The organism is Nocardioides terrae (genome assembly GCF_900112345.1).
In the GTDB taxonomy this organism is placed as follows: Bacteria; Actinomycetota; Actinomycetes; order Propionibacteriales; family Nocardioidaceae; genus Nocardioides; species Nocardioides terrae.
On record NZ_FOLB01000007.1, the window covers coordinates 41,785 to 58,976 of the forward strand.

The window sequence follows — 17,192 nt, forward strand, 5'->3', positions numbered from 1 at the left end:
AGCGCCGTGCCTCAGGTCGCGCTGATGACCTCGAACGCGAGCAGCGCGAGCAGGAGGCCGCCGAGCACGACGCGGTAGGGCACGAAGGCGACGATCGTGTGGTGGGCGACGAACCTCAGCAGCCAGGCGATGGAGGCGTAGGCGACGACGAAGGAGACCACGGTCCCGACGATGGTCGGGCCCGCGCCGATGCCCGACCCGGCGACGTCCTTGAGCTCGAACAGCCCCGCGGCGGTGAGGGCAGGGATGGAGAGGAAGAAGCTGAGCCGGGTCGCGCTGACCCGGTCGAGGTTGAGGAGCAGGCCGGTCGAGATCGTGGCGCCCGAGCGTGAGACGCCGGGGATCAGCGCGATGCACTGGGCCGCACCGATGATGACGGCGTCACGCATGGAGAGGCGCTTCTCGCTGCGGTCCTGGCGGCCGAGCCGCTCGGCGAGGACCATGACGCCGCTCCACACCACGAGCGCGCCGCCGACCCACCACAGCGAGCGCAGCGGTCCGGAGATGACGTCCTTGGCCAGGAGGCCGACCACGCCGATGGGGATCGAGCCGACGATGACGTACCAGCCCATCCGGTAGTCGAGCTTGCCGCGCAGCTCCGGCCGGACCAGGCCACGGAACCAGCTGGTGACGATCCGGACGATGTCCTTGAAGAAGTAGACGATGACCGCTGCGATGGCACCCATCTGGATCACGGCGGTGAAGGCGGTGATGCCGTCGTCGTCGATCGGCAGGCCGAGGACCTTCTCCGCGATGGTCAGGTGCCCCGTGCTGGAGACGGGGAGGAACTCGGTGAGCCCCTCCACGACGCCGAGGATCACGGCCTCGAGGTAGTTCATGTCCCGCCCTTCGATTTTCTCGCCGCCAGATCCGACGGCGGGTGACGGGTGACGAGCCTAGGGGTCCTCTCCTGAGGAATTCGTGAAGACCCGCGAGCCGCCTCGGTGACGTTGCCGACGGCGGGCTATCTTCTCGCCCATGCAGCATCGCTCGCTCGGCGCCACCGGCCTGAAGGTCTCCCGCCTCGGGCTCGGCACGATGACCTGGGGCCGCGCCACCGACGAGCACGAGGCACGCGACCAGCTGATCGCGTTCGCCGAGGCGGGCGGCACGCTGGTCGACACGGCTGCGGGGTACGTCGACGGGCGGTCCGAGTCGATGCTCGGTGCCCTGATCGGCGACGTTGTCGCGCGCGACGAGGTCGTGCTCGCCACCAAGGCCGGGATCTCGCGGCGGGGCGGCCAGCGCTCTGTCGACACCTCGCGCGGTTCCCTCCTCGGCGCGCTCGACGGCTCGCTGAAGCGGCTCGGCACCGACCACGTCGACCTGTGGCAGGTCCACGTCTGGTCCGACGAGGCGCCGCTCGAGGAGACCCTCACCGCACTCGACCTCGCGCTCACGTCCGGGCGGGCGTCGTACGTCGGCATCTCCAACTACGCCGGCTGGCAGACCGCGCAGGCCGCGGCCTGGCAGCGGGCCGTGCCGGGCCGCGCGACGCTCGCGTCGACGCAGGTGCAGTACTCCCTCCTCGCCCGCGAGATCGAGTACGACGTGCTGCCGGCCGCGCAGGCCAACGGACTCGGCATCCTGGCCTGGTCGCCGCTGGCCGGTGGCGTGCTCAGCGGGAAGTACCGCACGGGCACCCCGTCGGACTCCCGGGGCGCCGACCGCGACTTCGCCGGCCGGGTCGACTCCTACCTCGACGACCGGGGCCGTGGCATCGTGGAGGCGGTGCTCAAGGCGGCCGACGGGCTGGAGTGGGCACCGCTGCAGGTGGCGCTCGCGTGGGTGCGCGACCGTCCCGGCGTCACGGCGCCGATCGTCGGTGCCCGGACCGCCGAGCAGCTGAGGGTGGCCCTCGCCGTCGAGGACCTGACCCTTCCCCCGGAACTCGCCGCCGCCCTGGACGACGTCTCCGCCGAGTAGAACCGACCGACCCGCAGGAGGAGCCAGATGCCCGCAGTCGACCGCCGTCCGCCTCAGCCTGGTGTGGAGTGGGAGTTCGACTCGGTCACCTTCCCCCGCGACTTCTCGCGCAACGTCGTGCGCAGGCTCCTCGTCGAGCGTGCCGAGCAGGGCGGCTGGGTCCTCGATCGGGTGCGGATCGGCCACGATGGCAAGCGCCGGATCGTCCTGCGGCGCAAGATCATCCGAGCGATCCGCACCGCCTAGGTACTGGTCGAGGAGGTCGCGCTGCGACCGTCTCGAGAGCCGGCTACACCAGGTCCAGGAACCGGTCGAAGACGCGCGCCCCGAACTGGAGCGCGTCCACCGGGACCCGCTCGTCCACGCCGTGGAAGAGGCCGGTGAAGTCGAGGTCGTCGGGCAGCCGGAGCGGCGCGAAGCCGTAGGTGCGGATGCCGAGCTTGCCGAAGTGCTTGGCATCGGTGCCGGCCGACATCAGGTAGGGCGCGACGATCGCGTCGGGGTCCTCGGCCAGCAGCGAGCGGGTGATGGCATCGGAGATCGCCGTGCCGTCGTACGTCGCCTCCCACGAGCGCTGGTTGGTGACGAAGCCGAGGTCGATGCCCTCGCCGCACAGCTCGGCCAACGTCGCGAAGAACTCGTCCTCGAAGCCGGGCAGGAAGCGCCCGTCGACGTGGGCGGTGGCCTCGGTCGGGATGACGTTGACCTTGTAGCCGGCGCCCAGCATCGTCGGGTTGGTGACGTGGCGCAGGGTCGCGCCGATCATCCGCGCCGCCGGGCCGAACTCGTCGACGAGCGCCTCGGCGTTCTCCGGGGTGGCCTCGGTGCCGGCCAGCTCGGCCACCGCCGCCAAGAGCGTCTGCATGGTCGGGGTCAGCTGGACGGGCCACTCGTGGGCGCCGATCCGGGCGACCGCGCCCGCGAGCCGGGTCACCGCGTTGTCGCGGTTGATCATCGAGCCGTGGCCGGCGGTTCCGCGTGCGGTCAGCCGGATCCACGCCATGCCCTTCTCGGCGGCCTCGATGAGGTACATCCGCCGTCCGCGCACCGTCGTCGAGAAGCCGCCGACCTCCCCGACCGCCTCGGTGGCACCGTCGAAGTGCTCACGTAGGTCCTCGATCAGCGGCTGTGCGCCGCGCACGCCGCCCGCCTCCTCGTCGGCGGTGAAGCAGAGCACCGTACGCCGGCCCGGCGGCCGGCCGGCCCGCTGCCGCTCGCGCACCACCGCGAGCAGCATCGCGTCGAAGTCCTTCATGTCGATCGCACCGCGGCCCCAGACGTAGCCGTCGCGGATCTCCCCCGAGAACGGGTCGACCTGCCAGTCGGCCGCCTCGGCGGGTACGACGTCCAGGTGGCCGTGGACGAGCAGCGCATCGCCCTCCGCCGGGCCCCAGTGCGCGATCACGTTGGTGCGGCCGGGCGCGGACTCGTGCACGATCGGGTCGAGGCCCGCCTCGGACAGCACCGTGGCGACGTACTCGGCGGCCTTGCGCTCCCCCGGGCCGCTGTCGTCGCCGTAGTTGCTCGTGTCGATCCGGATCAGGTCGCGGCACATGTCGACCGTGTCCTGCTCGAGGCCGCTTCCGACTCGCTCGTCCGACATGGCGCCCAACCTAACCGCTGGCCGCGGGTGCATGGCGCCGCGGCGTTCCGTAGCGCGCATCGGACGTCTGTCGAGGCGTCACCCCGATTCGTGTCCCTGCCGCCACACTGCTAACGTTCTCTCCGTTGCGCGCGGGTGGCGGAATAGGCAGACGCGCTAGCTTGAGGTGCTAGTCCACGTATAGTGGGTGGGGGTTCAAGTCCCCCCTCGCGCACAGTGACAAACCGGCCCTGACCTGGGAAACCAGGTCAGGGCCGGTTCGCATTTGCGGCCAAAGGGGGGCACCAAGGAGGCACCTGACGCCAACCCTCGGGGCGCATCGACACCTTCAACAGTGTCGGAAGGAGTCAGTGATGGCTTGGCTTGAACAGCGACCCTCGAGGACGGAGCACCGACAGCTACACAGGGTCGGATTTTCACCAGAGGCCGGCGGTGCCCGACCCGCTCGCCGCCGCGTCGGTGCACCATCAGCGTGCCCCACGCCCTGCTCCGTGACCACGCCTGGCTCTCGACGCCCCGAATTCGCGTGCGTTCATGCAAACGTTGCATGCTGGAGGTGCTGCGCGACCGACGACATCGGGAGACCTCATGACTATCGCCTCCGCCATGGTCGACGGCGATCTCATGCCGCGACTGACGTGGTCGACGTTCCTCACCAGCTGGCATGTCTCACGAGGATGGCTGCTCGGCACGGCGTTGATCGGTGCCGCGTACGCCGCTCTACGGCTCTCTGCCAGAGGTCGGTCGACCGTGCGTGGATGGCGAGTGGCCGCGTTCCTGCTCGGCTGCCTGCTGTTGTGGGGCTCCGTCTCGTCCGGCATCGGCGGCTACGCGATGTCGCTGTTCTGGATGCACATGGTGCTCCACCTGCTGTTGATCATGGTCGTACCCGCACTTCTGGTGCTCGGCCACCCGATCACCGTCGCCGTCGAGGCGCTGCACGAGCGCCACCAACGTGGTGCACGGCGCGTCCTCCGCTCCGGCCCGGTCGGCGTGGCGACGCACCCGCTGACCGGGCTGCTCGTCTACACGTCGGTCATCATCGGCACGCATCTGACCGGGTTCATGGACCGGATGGCCATGCACGCATCGCTGATGACCGGTGAGCAGGTGCTCTACGTGGCCGCCGGCTTCCTCTTCCTGCTGCCCCTGCTCGGCGAGGAGCCTCTTCGCAGGAACCACGCGTACGCCGTGCGCCTGGTCGTCCTCCTGGTCGCGATGGTGCCGGACACCCTGGTCGGCATCGTGCTTCTCCAGACACAGGAGGACCCATTCCCGGAAATGATGGCGCACCACTCGCAGTGGGCACCGCCCCCGGTGTCCGACGTGAACATCGCCGGTGGGCTGATGTGGGCAGGTGGTGACGGCTTGATGATGCTCATCGCAGTGGGCCTGATGCTCAGTGTCGTGACATCACCGAGGCGGCGCGAACTGGTGACCGGCCCTTGGCTCGAGTCGGTCCGCCGCCGGGTGATTGCGGCTGACCTCGACGACACCTCCGCGGCGATCGATTCTGTGACGCTGGACCCCGACAGTGACGAAGCGCTCGTGGCCTACAACCGGATGCTGCGGCGACTCGACGCCGCAGGTGATGAGCACGGGCGGGGCCGACCAACGGTGGGGCAGCCGGCGTCAGATGCCCGAGACGCATGACATCGCCGCTTGGGGACTTCCGGGCCCACGCGGGCGTGGCGACGCACGTGTTGGTACTCGAGGACGACTACGGCTTGCGTACGTCGCTTCGGCTGGTGCTGGAACAGGACGGGTACTCCGTCCTGGAGGCGAGCGACGCCGAGACCGCCCTCACCCTCCTCAGCGAGCATGCGGTCGACGTGATGCTCGTCGATCTCATGCTCGGCGGCATCGACGGGTTCACCTTCATCCGTAACGCCCGGCCCCAGACTGCGGCCCCGATCCTGATCATCAGCGCCCGTGACAGCGCGCAGGATGTCGTGGCGGCCCTCGAAGCCGGCGCCGACGACTACGTCCGCAAGCCGTTCGAAGTCGAGGAGGTGAAGGCTCGGCTCAACGCCGCTCTCCGTCGGCCGTCGATCATCGATCGGACCTCCGAGTCGACTATGGCGAGCCACGGCATGGTGCTGGACTCCCGCCACGGACCACTGGTGTTCGACCCGCTCGCAGCGACCCTCAAGCGGGGCGGAGCCGACCTGCATCTGACCCACACCGAGTTCAAGCTGCTGCTCACGCTGACCGAGAACGCCGGGCACGTGATGAGCCGGGCCGGTCTGCTGAATCGGGTCTGGAGCGACGGACACTTCGGCGACGAGCGGATCGTCGACGTGCACATCCGGAGGCTGCGCACGAAGATCGAGCCTGACCCCGGTTCCCCCGAGCTCGTCCTCACCATCCGGGGCCTGGGCTATCGGCTGGAGGTGCGGTGAGGGTCGGCCTCACCTCACGGATGCGCCGCCGGCTACCCGCCCGTGGCCTGCGGAGCTCGGTGGTGCTGGCCTTCGCGACCGGGGCGCTTCTGATCAGCGTGATCCTCGCCCTGGGCACCTACTTCTCGGCGCGCCACTACCTGATCGAGCAGCGTGAGAGCACGGCTTTGCGCCAGGCCTACACCGACGCGGCCCTGGTCAGGGACGGGATGCTGACCTCGGGGGCGAGGGTGGGTGACGTGCTCTCCGCGATTGCGCTGCCGTCCGGAACCAGCGCGTATGTCCGTGCCAGGGGAGGGTGGTACTCCACGGCGCTGACCGATGACGGGCCGGGGGCAGTCGGCGCCGTCAGGCGGCACGTCGCGGACGGGTCGGCGGCCTTGATGTGGACCGGCGCAACCGACTCGGCTGCGGTCGTCGTGGGGATTCCGGTTCCAGCCGTGCATGCGGAGTACTACGAGGTCACCGTCGCCCAGGAACTCGACAGCACGCTCGGGACCCTACGGACCGCGCTCGTCGTGTGCGCACTGCTCACCACTGCGGCCGGCGCACTGCTGGGGTGGTACGCCGGGGCCCGGGTGCTCCGCCCGCTCAACGAGGTGGCCAAGGCCGCCGCGCGCATCTCGGGTGGTGATCTCGACGCGCGGCTGGACCCCAGCAACGACCCGGACCTGGCGACGTTGGTCGGGTCGTTCAACAACATGGTCGACACCGTGGCTGAGCGCATCGCGAAGGACGCCCGCTTCGCTGCCGACGTGAGCCACGAGCTGCGGACCCCGCTGACAACTTTGACCACCGCCCTGGGGGTGCTCCGCGGCTCGTCAGAGCTGGCCCGGCCCTCGCGACTCGCGGTGCATCTCATGGGCGCAGAGCTCGAGCGCTTCCGCCAGGCGCTTGAGGACCTCATCGCCCTGGGACGCCTGGACTCCGACGTGCGTGAGTCGGGGTGGGAGACCCTCCCCATGGGTGAGCTCGTGCGTCTTGCACTGGCCGACCACAGCCCGCTGCGCGACGTCGAGGCTGGCGGGTCCTCGGGTGTCGTCGTCCTGCGTGACCGAACGGCTGAGGCATCGATGGTCCGCGTGGATCGGATGCAGATCCGTCGAGCGTTGAGCAACCTGCTCATGAACGCCCAGACCCACGGGGGCGGTCTGGCCCGCGTCCGGATCGCCACACGCGGCCGCTTCGTCGACGTGCACATCGAGGATGCGGGCCCCGGCGTGCCTCTCGTCGACCGCGAACGCATCTTCGAGCGGTTCGCCCGGTTGGGAGCGCGCGACGCCAAGGGTGGCAGCGGACTCGGACTCAGTATTGTCGAGCGCACCGCCGCCATCCACGAAGGGTCGGTCTCATGTCACGAGTCCGCACAGGGCGGCGCTGACTTCGTGCTCTCGCTCCCGGTGGCGGTAGGTGAGCGTCAATGAGGCCATGCTTCGGACGCCACACATCAAAGCGGGACCGCCGTTCTCCGAGGTCGCCTCGCGTCGCGGCGCGAGGAGCGGCCGTCGTCGCCATTCTGTCGCTCCTGGCGCTTCTCGCCGGTTGCGGCGTCCCGTCCGACGGCGGGGCGCACGCTATCGACCGCGATGCCGTCCCCTATCGACTTCTGGAGCCGGAAGAGCATTCCCCCACCGAGATGCCGATCGCGTCGCGCGCCGACGCGCCGCGTCTGTACTGGATCGATCCCGAGCAGCGCCTCGTGGCGAGGATCCCGGGCCGGTACTGCGTCGGTAGCCCGGCGCAGCTGGTCGAGGAGATCCTCGACCAGCTGGCGGCCGGCCCGTCGGAACGCGACCGTGCGGCAGGCCTGGGCTCAGCGCTGCCGTCGCGGAGATGGGTCGACCTGGCCACGCTGGACGGCGACTTGGCGGTCCTGCGCGTGACTCCGGACGCCGCCATCGGCGCCAACCGCGTCACCCTCGCTGCTGCGCAGGTCGTACTCGCGGTGACCTCGATCGCCGGAATCTCTCGAGTCGAGCTGGTGCACGACGACGACGCCCTCCAGGTGCCGCTGCCCGACGGAGAGCTCGCCGACGGTCCTCTCACAGCAAGTGCCTATCTCGAGACGCTCGCCGTGCCCCGACATCACACCACCGACGCCTCGGACTGGCCCACGGTGCGCTGCCCCGGCGGAGGCCCGAGCGCGGGTCCGCGGCGCTGACCCGGACCGGCGTGGGTCCTGCACCACTGCGCGAGACCGGGCGGACGCGCCCCGTGGATCGTCACGCAACTGTAAAGGCACCGTCGGGGCACTGCCACGTGCCGCCGGCACCCTGTTGTCATGCCGTACTCCAGCCTCATGCCGCGCCTCGACGCCGGTGCGCACGGCCACTCGCCCTACCTGGTGAACGACGATGTCGTGGTGATCACTCTGTCCGACAGAACGGTCCGAGACGTCATCTTCAACCTGCGGTGGCGCCTCGAGGAGCTCCTCACCACCGCGCCAACGCGGCTTGTCATCGACGCATCCCAGGTATCCCGCCTCTCCTCCCCCGCGATCGCCGCCCTGCTCTGGGCCAATCGCCATTGCGCGGCCCGCGGCGTACGGGTCGCCGTCCGCGATGCCGGACCGACCGCGGGACTGCTGCGTCGAACCGGGCTCGAAGGTGTCCTCGACGTCGAGCCCGACCGGCGATGACAGCCCCGGAGTTGCGATGACTCTGCCCATCCGCCTCGAGGATGTCGTCCGGCTCAGCTCCCACGGCGGTGGTGACGCCGCCGACGAGCCCTCCGCGCTCATGACGCCCGACGAAGCCATGGAGCTGGTCCGCGCATGGACGGAGTCACGCGTGGTCGGCGCAAAGGCCGCGACGACTCTGGAGATCCTCTCGGCGCTCGGCCTGCGCATCATGATGTCCGCCTGGCCGGAGCAGATCACCATGGCACTCCGATGGAGCGACCCGGTCACCGTCGAGCTGACGGTCCGATGTACGCGCCGCCTCCCGGGTCTCGATCTCGCACCCGAACCGCACCTCGCCGATTGCCTCAGCGCGCTGGCCGACAGATGGGTCTTCCGCCATTCGCCTGGAGCCGCGCACTTGGTGTGCACGGTGGAGGATCGCGACACCGAGGGCTGAATCCTCCCGACGGAGAGGGCGAGGCCCTCGCGGGAGCGGCTACGGCTCGTCGACAGACTGACCCTCGAGGACCACGATCGGCTCGGAGACTGTCACCGAGGCGTCGGGTCGGACCGTGACGACGCTGGCCTGAACGAGGCCGCTCTCCGGGTCGAGGCTGAACACCTCGAACGTCGCCCGGTGCTGGACGGGCCCCGGGTTCGGTCGGGTGTCGACGTGGCCGCCGGCGCTACCCACGGTGTACTCGATCGCAGCACCTCCGTCCGGCGTGAGGTACCGCTGAACGCCGATCCGCCGGAACGAACGGCCGTCGATCACGAGATCCTGGCACCCGCTCTCGGCGATGCGCTGGCCCAGGACGTGGTCATGCAGCACGACGACGTCAGGACGGGAGTCGCATGCCTCCTCGACCGCGGCTTCCACGAAGTCATCGACATCCACGCCGTTGTCGCGCGGCACCGTGCCTGCCCCGAAGTTTCCGACGGTGCTGACCCTCGGGTCTGCGAGGGTCAACAGCGAGACATCCCCGACCTGATGTGTCCGGTTGTCGGCAACATGCCATCCCCGCGCGGTCGCTGCTCGCAGGATCGCGGGGGTGTCGTGCAGGCCGGGTGAGAACTCCACCGGAGTGCCTTGCGAGTAGTAGTCGATGGTGTCGATGAGATAGCTCTCCACCGGCTTGCCCGCGAACGTGAGGTCGCCGCTGAAGGAGATGAAGTCGGCCTCCACCAGCGTTGCGGCCCGGCCGACGATCCGTGCCATGCCGTTGACGTCCTCGAGGTCCTCAGCCTCGACGAACAGCACATCGTCCTCGTCGGTCCGTACGGCGGCGTCGCGCAGGACCGAGTCGAGATTGTCCGACACCTGGTCGTAGAAGGTGCTGTGTGGGCGCAGGACCGCGAGGAAGGGAATGACGTCGGCGACGAGACCCTCGACCTGGGTGCCGGCGAGGCTGGTTCCGGCGAGGGCGGGACTGCCCACGACGACGCGTTCGTCACGGTGGAGCAGCGTGTGGCCCGCCATCAGCTCAAGCGCGATGAGGGAGGCGACTGCGGTCACAACGACAAGGCGACGCAGTCTGGAGTTGTGGGCGCTGACGACGTCGGCGAGTGACGGAGGCATCGCCGCCAGCTTCTTCCGACGTTGCCAGAGCAACGCCCCCACCGCCACCTCGGTCGCGAGGACAACGACGGCAGCCGCTACTGTCCACGACAGGACCTGGCGGCGCGCAGCGGAACGGATCGATGCGATGGCCGGGCTCGGATCATCGAAGAGTGCAACGAGATACTGACGGGTCTGCTTGTCCTCGGGGATGAGCCTGTTCCAGTCGACTCCGAGATCGAGCCCGACATCGACCGCGATCGGCCCGAGCTCGATGCGACCGTGCTCGGGACGGGTGATGGCGTCACCGGCCACCTGGGTGGTGTTGCGTCCCAGCACCGGCCGCACAGTGACGTCCTGGCCGGCGATCTCGACATGTGCCGGCGGGGCGAGCTGCACGGCGAGCACGGCGGCAGCCGCGGGCGCGACGAGAAGAGTGATCCCGATGAGCAGGAGACCCGCAACCTTGGCGGCGGACCGCGCCGTTGCCACTGGGCGGTGCGATGCCACCGCTCCCCACCCTTTCATGGTCATCCGTGCACGCTTCGCGTCATCCTGACGAGCGCTGTCAGCGCAACCAGGGGATCAGCGACTCCCGTCCGTCGGCCGATGGCTCAAGTCCAGCGCCGGCCGCGGCCGCGAGGAAGGCCTCCAAGCTCGCAGCCAGGCGTTTCTGTTGTGCGGGTGAGAGCCGTCCGATGATGTCGTCGAGGATCGACTCTCGATCCGCCATCACGCCGTCGACGATTCGCGCCCCGTGCTCGCTCAATGACAGCGAGACGTGCCGGCGATCGTTCTCGGCCTCCTCGCGGATCAGCAGCCCGGCGACGACCAGCCTGTCGCACGTACGGCTGGCGTTGGACGAGTTCACCGCGAGTGCTTCGGCGATGGACGTCAGATTCATCGGCGCGCCGTAGCGCAGCATGACCAGCACTCGCAACTGGCGCACGCTGATGGACTCGTCGACGGAGCGAAAGGTGCGCGCCACGACGGCCGTCATGAGGCGAGACGTCCCCATCAGGGCGCTTGTCGCCGCGCGACGAGGATCGTCAGCGGAAGACGATGGCGCGTTCATGGCGTCAGATTAGACGTCGTTACGGCGACCGGTGCGCAGGGCGGCGCCCTCTCCCCACAGAGGCCGCCTGTTCAATGGATGTCGAGGCGCCGCAAGCCCGAACCCGCGAGCATGGACGTGGTCATCGCGGTCGCCATGGAGCTGATGAGGTATGCCACTGCGGCGACATCGAAACGCCCGATGCTGCCGGACGACGAGCCGGCACAGCCGGTGCCGCCTGCAACGGCGATACGCATGATGAAGCCCCTTTCGATGAGGCGCTTGTCATGGCCGAGGCCGGATCAGCCCGACCTCGTAGGCGTAGACGACCAGCTGGACGCGGTCGCGGAGCTCCAGCTTGCTGAGGACGCGGCCGACGTGGGTCTTGATGGTCGCCTCGGAGAGGAACATCCGAGTTGCGATCTCCGCGTTCGACGCTCCGGTGGCCACCTCGATCAGCACCTCCCGCTCCCGCTCGGTGAGTCGACGCACCTGGGCGGGGATGCGCCGGGGTCCGGGGAGGTCGACCTGGTCCAGGAGCCGCCGGGTCAACGCCGGCGCGATCACGGCGTCGCCGCGATGCACGCTGCGGATCGCCTGGACGACCTCCTCGGCCCGTGCGCTCTTGAGCAGGAAGCCGCTCGCGCCGGCCCGCAGGGCGGCGAAGGCGTGGTCGTCCACGTCGTAGGTCGTGAGCATCAGGACGCGGGGCGGCTCGGGGTAGGTGAGCACCTGCTCGGCCGCCCGGAGGCCGTCGAGCTGGGGCATGCGCACGTCCATGAGCACCACGTCGGGGCGGGTGCGTTGCACCCCGGCGACCGCCGCCCGCCCGTCCCCGGCCTCGCCGACGACGACGAGGTCGTCCTGGGCCGACACGATCATGGCGATGCCGTCCCGGACGAGGTCCTGGTCGTCGGCCAGGAAGACCCGGATGGCCACGGTCAGCGGTCCTTCGCCGCGACGGGGACGAGAGCACGGACGACGAACGCGTCGGCCGAGTCGGTCACCCGCACGCTTCCGCCGATCGCCGCCAGGCGCTCCTGCATCCCGCGCAGTCCGCGCCCGGATCCACCGGCCGGACGGCGTTCGGGGTCGACGTCGTTGGTGACGAGCAGCTCGAGCGAGCGAGCCCGCCACCGGAGCGCGACGTGCGCCCCCGGCTGCGGTCCCGCGTGCTTGAGGACGTTGGTCAGCGCCTCCTGGGTGAAGCGGTAGGCGGCGAGCTCGGCGGCCGCACTCAGGCGCCTGCGGGTTCCGGTCTCCTCGAGCACCACGTCGAGACCGGAGCGGCGGACCTGCGACACCAGCGCCGGCAGGTCGGCGAGCCCCGGCTGCGGGTCCGCGACCGGGCGGGAGCCACCGTCCTCGGGTGGGTCCAGCACCCGCAGGACGCTGCCCATGTCGTGCATGGCCTCGCGGCCGGCCTGCGCGATGGTGTCCAGCACCGGAGCCGCGACGGCGGGGTCCTTCGCGGCCATGGCCCGTCCGCCCTCGGCCTGGCTCACCATGATCGACAGCGAGTGTGCGACCACGTCGTGCATCTCGCGAGCGATCCGCCGGCGGTCCTCCTCGACCGCCCTTCGCGCCTGCGCCCGACGCTCCGCGTCATCGCGACGGGCGCGCTCCTCGAGCTCGAGGACGTAGAGAACACGCAGCCGACGGTATCGCCCTGCGCACCACGGGAGGATGACGACGACGAGCAGGCCGAGCAGGAGGAACAGCGGCCAGCTCCGCACGGGGTCCTCGTCGCTGGCCAGCCCTGGCTGGGCGACCGTCAGGTAGTCGGAGCCCCAGAGCCGGGCGACGACCAGCCCGCCACCGGCGACCGACAGCGCCAGCGCCCACATCGAGGTCCGGTGCGAGCACCACGCCCCCACCGTGTAGAGCAGGACCGGATAGACCAGGACGCTGGGAACGAGGATCGCGGAGAAGGCGCCGGATCCCTCGCCAGGGTCGAGCGGCGGCGTGGCGACCAGGAACGCGACGAGGACGGCGCCCGTCGCGAAGGCGGCACGTGGCACGAGGCGACGTACGCCGACGGCGCCGTGCCCGACGACCAGCGCTCCCACCCCCAGGCCCTGCAGGGCGGTCGGCCACGAGCTCCCCCACAGGGTTCGAGCCGACACGGGCAGCAGCACGATGACCAGCAGCGCCGCGAGACCCGCATCGGCTGCCTGAGCCGAACGACCGGGAGCATGCCCGAGGGATCGCTGCCCGAGAACCGCGCTCACCGCAGCATCCTAGGTTCTGCGACTCAGCCTCAGGGATGACGGCGTCATCCTCCCGGCGGACGTCGACGGCCGGTCGGCCGCACCAGGCTGAGAAGTCGAACGCCGTCCCCCGCCGGTTCATCGTCGCGTCGAACCCCCGGGGACACCGCCGACAGGATGGACTCCCCCATGTTGAAGCTCGCTGCGCTGAGCCTCTGCGCCTCGCTCCTCGTCGCCGTACCAGCCGGCGCATCCCGACCACCGGACGCGACCGTGCCGGCGCCCGTCGCGACGCACCCCGCGCACGACGTGCGGCTGTCGGGAGCAGGGGGCGGCACGCTCTCGCTGCCCGGCTTCGCCGGTGACCGGGTGCGGTTCCGCCTGACGGCCTCGGTGCCGCCCGACCGCCCGCTCGACGTCCATGGTCGGTTCCGGGTCGAGCACGTCTCCGCGGACGGCAGGCTGCTCGCCAGGTTCTCCGGAGCCTTCGACTGCCTGATGACCGGGGGTGGTGTCGCCGTCGCCACCGGCCTGATCACGAGCGGCAGCGCCCCGGGCCTCCCGGGTGAACCCGAGATCGTCGGTCGTCGCATCGGCCTCACCGTCGCCGACCGTGGTCCGCACGACCGGCTCGGGTGGAGCTGGCTGGTCATGGGCTTCCACGACGTGGCGGGCTGCACCGGCATCGCGCCGTTCTTCCCGGTCACCCGCGGCGGCTTCGCGGTCCGCGGCGACACCGACCTGGCGGAGGAGGCGCGATGACCGCCGCGCCACGCTCCGCGGTCTTCACCGCCCATCTGATCCCACTCATCCTGCTGCCCTCCGGTGTGTGGCGGATCGTGCTCGGCTGCGGCGTCTCGATGGGCTTCAGCCAGGCGTCCCTCGACGACCAGGGATTCCCCGGTCGCGGGACGCTGATGGTCGTGTTCCTGACGGCGCTCACGGAGGGACTGGCGCTGCTCAGCCTCGGGCTCGTGCGGCCCTGGGGCGAGGTCGTGCCCGGCTGGGTGCCGCGGCTCCACGGCCGCCGCATCCCCGCCGGCCCCGTGATCGCCGCGGCCACGGTCGGGGGCGTCCTCCTCTCCGCGATCTGGGCGTTCGCGCTCCACGGGCTGCTCACCGGTGAGATGGACGAGATCTCCGGCCGGGGCTGGCACGCCCTGGTGATCGCCTGCTACCTCCCGGCGATCCTCTGGGGACCGCTGCTGCTCTGGCTGACCCACCAGTACCGGCGCCGCCGGTTGAGCGCCTCCCCCGCACCCATGCCGACGACCCGGCTCGGAGCATGGCCGTGCCCCTGAGCTCGCGCCGGGTACCTACGAGCCGGCGCTGGTCCTCCTGGCGCGGCTCGCCGTCGAGCGACCCGGTCACGCGGCGCTGACCAGTGCCCTGACGTGGCGTGGGCGCATGCCGGAGACCATCAGCGCCTGCGGACCGTGAACGACTCCGTCTTCGACGCGGTCGAGGAGTCTCCGGCGTACAGCTCGATCGTCCCCGGCTCGACGACGAAGCGGCCGCGGTTGTCGTAGAAGCCGAAGTCGCTCCGGTCGATCGTGAAGGTGACGCTCCGGGACTCTCCGGGCTGCAGGGTCACCCGCTCGAAGCCACGTAGGCGCCGGACCGGCTGGGAGATGCTCGCCACCGGGTCGTGCAGGTAGAGCTGCACGACGTCGTCACCGGGCCGGGAGCCGGTGTTGGTGACGGTCACCGTGGCGGACAGGCTGCCGTTGGGGCTGACCGACGTGCGACTCAGCCGCGGTCCCGAGACGTCGAACGTCGTGTAGCTCAGGCCGAAGCCGAACGGGAAGAGCGGGTCGCAGGTGCGCAGGTCGCGGTAGCGGGAGTCGTACTTCTGGGTCACGTCGCACGGGCGACCGGTCGGCTCGTGGTTGTAGTAGATCGGGATCTGCCCGACCCGTTGCGGGAACGACACCGGGAGCTTGCCGCCAGGGTCGACCTTGCCGAACACGACGTCGGCCACTGCGTTGCCGGCCTCGGTGCCCGGGAACCAGGCCTCGAGGATCGCCGGCGAGGAGTCCACCACCGGGCCGAGCGTGAGGGGGCGCCCGTTGAAGAGCACCACGGCGAACGGCTTCCCGGTCGCCTTCACGGCGTCGATGATCTTCTGCTCGTCGCCCGGCAGCGAGATGTCGGATCGCGACGCGGCCTCACCGGTCATCTCGCGGGTCTCCCCCAGCGCCAGGACGACCTGGTCGGCGGCGTTCGCCGCGGCGGTCACGGCGGCGAGGTCGGCATCGCTGCAGGCGTCGTCGTCCTGGGCGTCCGGCGGCTCGACGTTCTTGCGCGTGCAGCCCTGGGTGAAGGTCGTGTCCGGGTTCTGCACCTTCAGGCCCTGGTAGAGGGACACGGCGTCCTCGTCGCGCCCCTGGCCCCACCACGGCCCGAGCATGTCGTGCTGGTCGTCGCCCAGCGGGCCGATGACGGCGGTGGACTTCGTCGCGCTGAACGGCAGCGTGCTGCCGGCGTTCTTGAGCAGCACCATCGACCGGCCGGCCGCGGTCCGTGCCGCCGCGCGGTCGGTCGCGGTCACGAAGCTCGCGGGGTCGGCCGCGCGGGTCTGGTCGACGTACGGGTGGTCGAAGAGTCCGGCCCGGAACTTCACCCGCAGGATCCGGCGTACGGCGTCGTCGAGCCGCGACCTGGAGATCCGGCCGTCAGCCAGCAGCTGGGCGCCGTAGTCGCGGATGAACGTGCTCACCATCTCCGAGTCCGTGCCGGCCATCAGGGCGTTCGCGCCGGCGCTCGGCGCGTCGGCGGCGGTGCCGTGGCCACACGGGAACCCGTCACCGGCGGGCACGGCCGGGCAGGCGCGGGTCTCGGCGACGGCGGTGTAGTCGCTCTCGATGAAGCCGTCGAAGCCCCACTCCTTCTTGAGGATCCGGGTCTCGGTGTAGGGATCGGCACAGCCGGGGACGCCGTTGATGGCGTTGAACGAGCACATGACGGTGTCGGCGCCGGCGTCGATCGCCGCCTTGAACGGCGGGAGGTAGAGGTTGCGCAGGCGCTGCTCGGACAGGTCAGTGGTGTTGTAGTCGCGGCCGCCCTCGGGCTGACCGTAGGCGGCGAAGTGTTTCACGCTGGTGACCACCTTGTCGGTGGCGCCGTAGTCGGAGCCCTGCGCCGCCTTGACCCGCGCAGCGGCCATGACCGACCCGAGGTAGGGGTCCTCGCCGTTGCCCTCGACGATCCGGCCCCACCGCGGCTCGTGCGAGACGTCGACCATCGGGCTGTAGACCTGCTTGATGCCGACGGTCGCGGACTCCCGTGCGCCGATGCCGGCGTCCGCGCCGGCGACGCCCGGGTCGAAGGAGCTGGCCGCGCCGAGCGGCACGGGGAAGACGGTCCGGTAGCCGTGGATGGTGTCGTAGGCGAACAGGATCGGGATGTGCAGCCGGGACTGCTCGACAGCGATGTGCTGGAGGCGGTCGATCTTGGCCGGGTCGGTGAGGCTGAAGACCCCGCCGACACCGGCCTTGGCGTCGGCGTCGGTCACCTGCCCGTCGGAGAGCAGCTGGACCTGCTGCAGCTTCTCCCGCGTCGTCATCCGTCGGAGCAGGCTGTCCACCCGAGCCTCGATCCCCCGGCTCGGCGCCTTCCTCGTGGCCGCGAGGGCCGTCTCGTCGTCGGAGCGGCCGTGGGTCAGAGCACTGCTGCCGACCGCCGTTCCTCCCAGCACCAGTGCCGCCACCGCGACGGTGCTCACCATCCGCTTCATCGGGCTACCTCCGCGGGCGTCCTCGCACCCGGCCGGCACCCTGCCGGTCGTTCCCGCACGAGACCGCTCGCGCCCGCACCCGC

18 protein-coding genes and 1 tRNA gene are annotated in these 17,192 nt (G+C 70.5%); 11 read left to right on the forward strand and 8 right to left on the reverse strand.

Annotated elements, in window-relative coordinates:
• Nucleotides 1-11 precede the first annotated feature (11 nt).
• Nucleotides 12-839 (reverse strand): undecaprenyl-diphosphate phosphatase, encoded by an 828-nt coding sequence (locus BM236_RS10705; protein WP_091123459.1) that lies wholly within the window; start codon nucleotides 837-839, stop codon nucleotides 12-14.
• A 139-nt stretch (nucleotides 840-978) separates the two neighbouring features.
• Here BM236_RS10705 and BM236_RS10710 point away from each other — a divergent pair, with 139 nt between their 5' ends.
• Nucleotides 979-1,926 (forward strand): aldo/keto reductase, encoded by a 948-nt coding sequence (locus BM236_RS10710; RefSeq protein ID WP_091123462.1) that lies wholly within the window; start codon nucleotides 979-981, stop codon nucleotides 1,924-1,926.
• A 27-nt stretch (nucleotides 1,927-1,953) separates the two neighbouring features.
• Nucleotides 1,954-2,172, forward strand: coding sequence for a DUF5703 family protein (locus BM236_RS10715; RefSeq protein ID WP_091123463.1), 219 nt, complete (start codon nucleotides 1,954-1,956; stop codon nucleotides 2,170-2,172).
• 43 nt (nucleotides 2,173-2,215) lie between these two features.
• Here the strand turns inward: BM236_RS10715 and BM236_RS10720 are convergent, their stop codons facing one another.
• A complete protein-coding gene (locus tag BM236_RS10720; protein WP_091123466.1) occupies nucleotides 2,216-3,529 on the reverse strand; it encodes a M20/M25/M40 family metallo-hydrolase in 1,314 nt (437 codons plus the stop codon).
• A gap of 129 nt (nucleotides 3,530-3,658) precedes the next feature.
• Between BM236_RS10720 and BM236_RS10725 the strand changes: the two genes are divergently transcribed.
• The 7 genes from BM236_RS10725 (at nucleotide 3,659) to BM236_RS10755 (ending at nucleotide 9,008) form a co-directional block, all read left to right on the forward strand.
• Nucleotides 3,659-3,743, forward strand: a tRNA-Leu gene (locus BM236_RS10725).
• 374 nt (nucleotides 3,744-4,117) lie between these two features.
• Nucleotides 4,118-5,182 carry a cytochrome c oxidase assembly protein gene (locus BM236_RS10730; RefSeq protein ID WP_245750268.1) on the forward strand — a complete coding sequence of 355 codons (1,065 nt, stop codon included), beginning with the start codon at nucleotides 4,118-4,120 and terminating at the stop codon, nucleotides 5,180-5,182.
• A complete protein-coding gene (locus BM236_RS10735) occupies nucleotides 5,179-5,931 on the forward strand; it encodes a response regulator transcription factor (RefSeq protein WP_245750269.1) in 753 nt (250 codons plus the stop codon). Before BM236_RS10730 ends, BM236_RS10735 begins: the two co-directional genes overlap by 4 nt.
• On the forward strand, nucleotides 5,928-7,355 hold the full coding sequence (locus BM236_RS10740) for an ATP-binding protein (RefSeq protein WP_091123470.1): 1,428 nt from the start codon (nucleotides 5,928-5,930) through the stop codon (nucleotides 7,353-7,355). Before BM236_RS10735 ends, BM236_RS10740 begins: the two co-directional genes overlap by 4 nt.
• Nucleotides 7,356-7,567: 212 nt before the next feature.
• Nucleotides 7,568-8,092 carry a GerMN domain-containing protein gene (locus tag BM236_RS10745; protein WP_175507643.1) on the forward strand — a complete coding sequence of 175 codons (525 nt, stop codon included), beginning with the start codon at nucleotides 7,568-7,570 and terminating at the stop codon, nucleotides 8,090-8,092.
• Between the two features lie 138 nt (nucleotides 8,093-8,230).
• On the forward strand, nucleotides 8,231-8,569 hold the full coding sequence (locus tag BM236_RS10750; protein WP_175507644.1) for an STAS domain-containing protein: 339 nt from the start codon (nucleotides 8,231-8,233) through the stop codon (nucleotides 8,567-8,569).
• Nucleotides 8,538-9,008: a hypothetical protein gene (locus BM236_RS10755; protein ID WP_139230083.1), complete on the forward strand. Its 471-nt coding sequence runs from the start codon at nucleotides 8,538-8,540 to the stop codon at nucleotides 9,006-9,008. The genes BM236_RS10750 and BM236_RS10755 overlap by 32 nt, the downstream gene beginning before the upstream one ends.
• Before the next feature lie 39 nt (nucleotides 9,009-9,047).
• Here BM236_RS10755 and BM236_RS10760 read toward each other — a convergent pair whose 3' ends face one another.
• The 5 genes from BM236_RS10760 to BM236_RS10775 all read right to left on the reverse strand — a co-directional run bounded on the left by BM236_RS10760 (nucleotide 9,048) and on the right by BM236_RS10775 (nucleotide 13,394).
• On the reverse strand, nucleotides 9,048-10,619 hold the full coding sequence (locus BM236_RS10760) for a hypothetical protein (protein ID WP_139230084.1): 1,572 nt from the start codon (nucleotides 10,617-10,619) through the stop codon (nucleotides 9,048-9,050).
• A gap of 58 nt (nucleotides 10,620-10,677) precedes the next feature.
• Nucleotides 10,678-11,184 (reverse strand): MarR family winged helix-turn-helix transcriptional regulator, encoded by a 507-nt coding sequence (locus BM236_RS10765; RefSeq protein ID WP_091123480.1) that lies wholly within the window; start codon nucleotides 11,182-11,184, stop codon nucleotides 10,678-10,680.
• A gap of 71 nt (nucleotides 11,185-11,255) precedes the next feature.
• Complete coding sequence (locus BM236_RS18985) at nucleotides 11,256-11,420, reverse strand: hypothetical protein (protein WP_175507645.1); 165 nt, start codon at nucleotides 11,418-11,420, stop codon at nucleotides 11,256-11,258.
• Nucleotides 11,421-11,448: 28 nt separating this feature from the next.
• On the reverse strand, nucleotides 11,449-12,102 hold the full coding sequence (locus BM236_RS10770; protein ID WP_091123482.1) for a response regulator: 654 nt from the start codon (nucleotides 12,100-12,102) through the stop codon (nucleotides 11,449-11,451).
• A gap of 2 nt (nucleotides 12,103-12,104) precedes the next feature.
• Nucleotides 12,105-13,394: a sensor histidine kinase gene (locus BM236_RS10775; protein ID WP_091123484.1), complete on the reverse strand. Its 1,290-nt coding sequence runs from the start codon at nucleotides 13,392-13,394 to the stop codon at nucleotides 12,105-12,107.
• 168 nt (nucleotides 13,395-13,562) lie between these two features.
• Between BM236_RS10775 and BM236_RS10780 the strand changes: the two genes are divergently transcribed.
• On the forward strand, nucleotides 13,563-14,135 hold the full coding sequence (locus BM236_RS10780) for a hypothetical protein (RefSeq protein ID WP_091123487.1): 573 nt from the start codon (nucleotides 13,563-13,565) through the stop codon (nucleotides 14,133-14,135).
• Nucleotides 14,132-14,674 carry a hypothetical protein gene (locus BM236_RS10785; RefSeq protein ID WP_091123489.1) on the forward strand — a complete coding sequence of 181 codons (543 nt, stop codon included), beginning with the start codon at nucleotides 14,132-14,134 and terminating at the stop codon, nucleotides 14,672-14,674. Before BM236_RS10780 ends, BM236_RS10785 begins: the two co-directional genes overlap by 4 nt.
• 119 nt (nucleotides 14,675-14,793) lie before the next feature.
• Here the strand turns inward: BM236_RS10785 and bglX are convergent, their stop codons facing one another.
• Nucleotides 14,794-17,109 carry a beta-glucosidase BglX gene (gene bglX / locus BM236_RS10790; RefSeq protein WP_091123492.1) on the reverse strand — a complete coding sequence of 772 codons (2,316 nt, stop codon included), beginning with the start codon at nucleotides 17,107-17,109 and terminating at the stop codon, nucleotides 14,794-14,796.
• Nucleotides 17,110-17,192 lie beyond the last annotated feature (83 nt).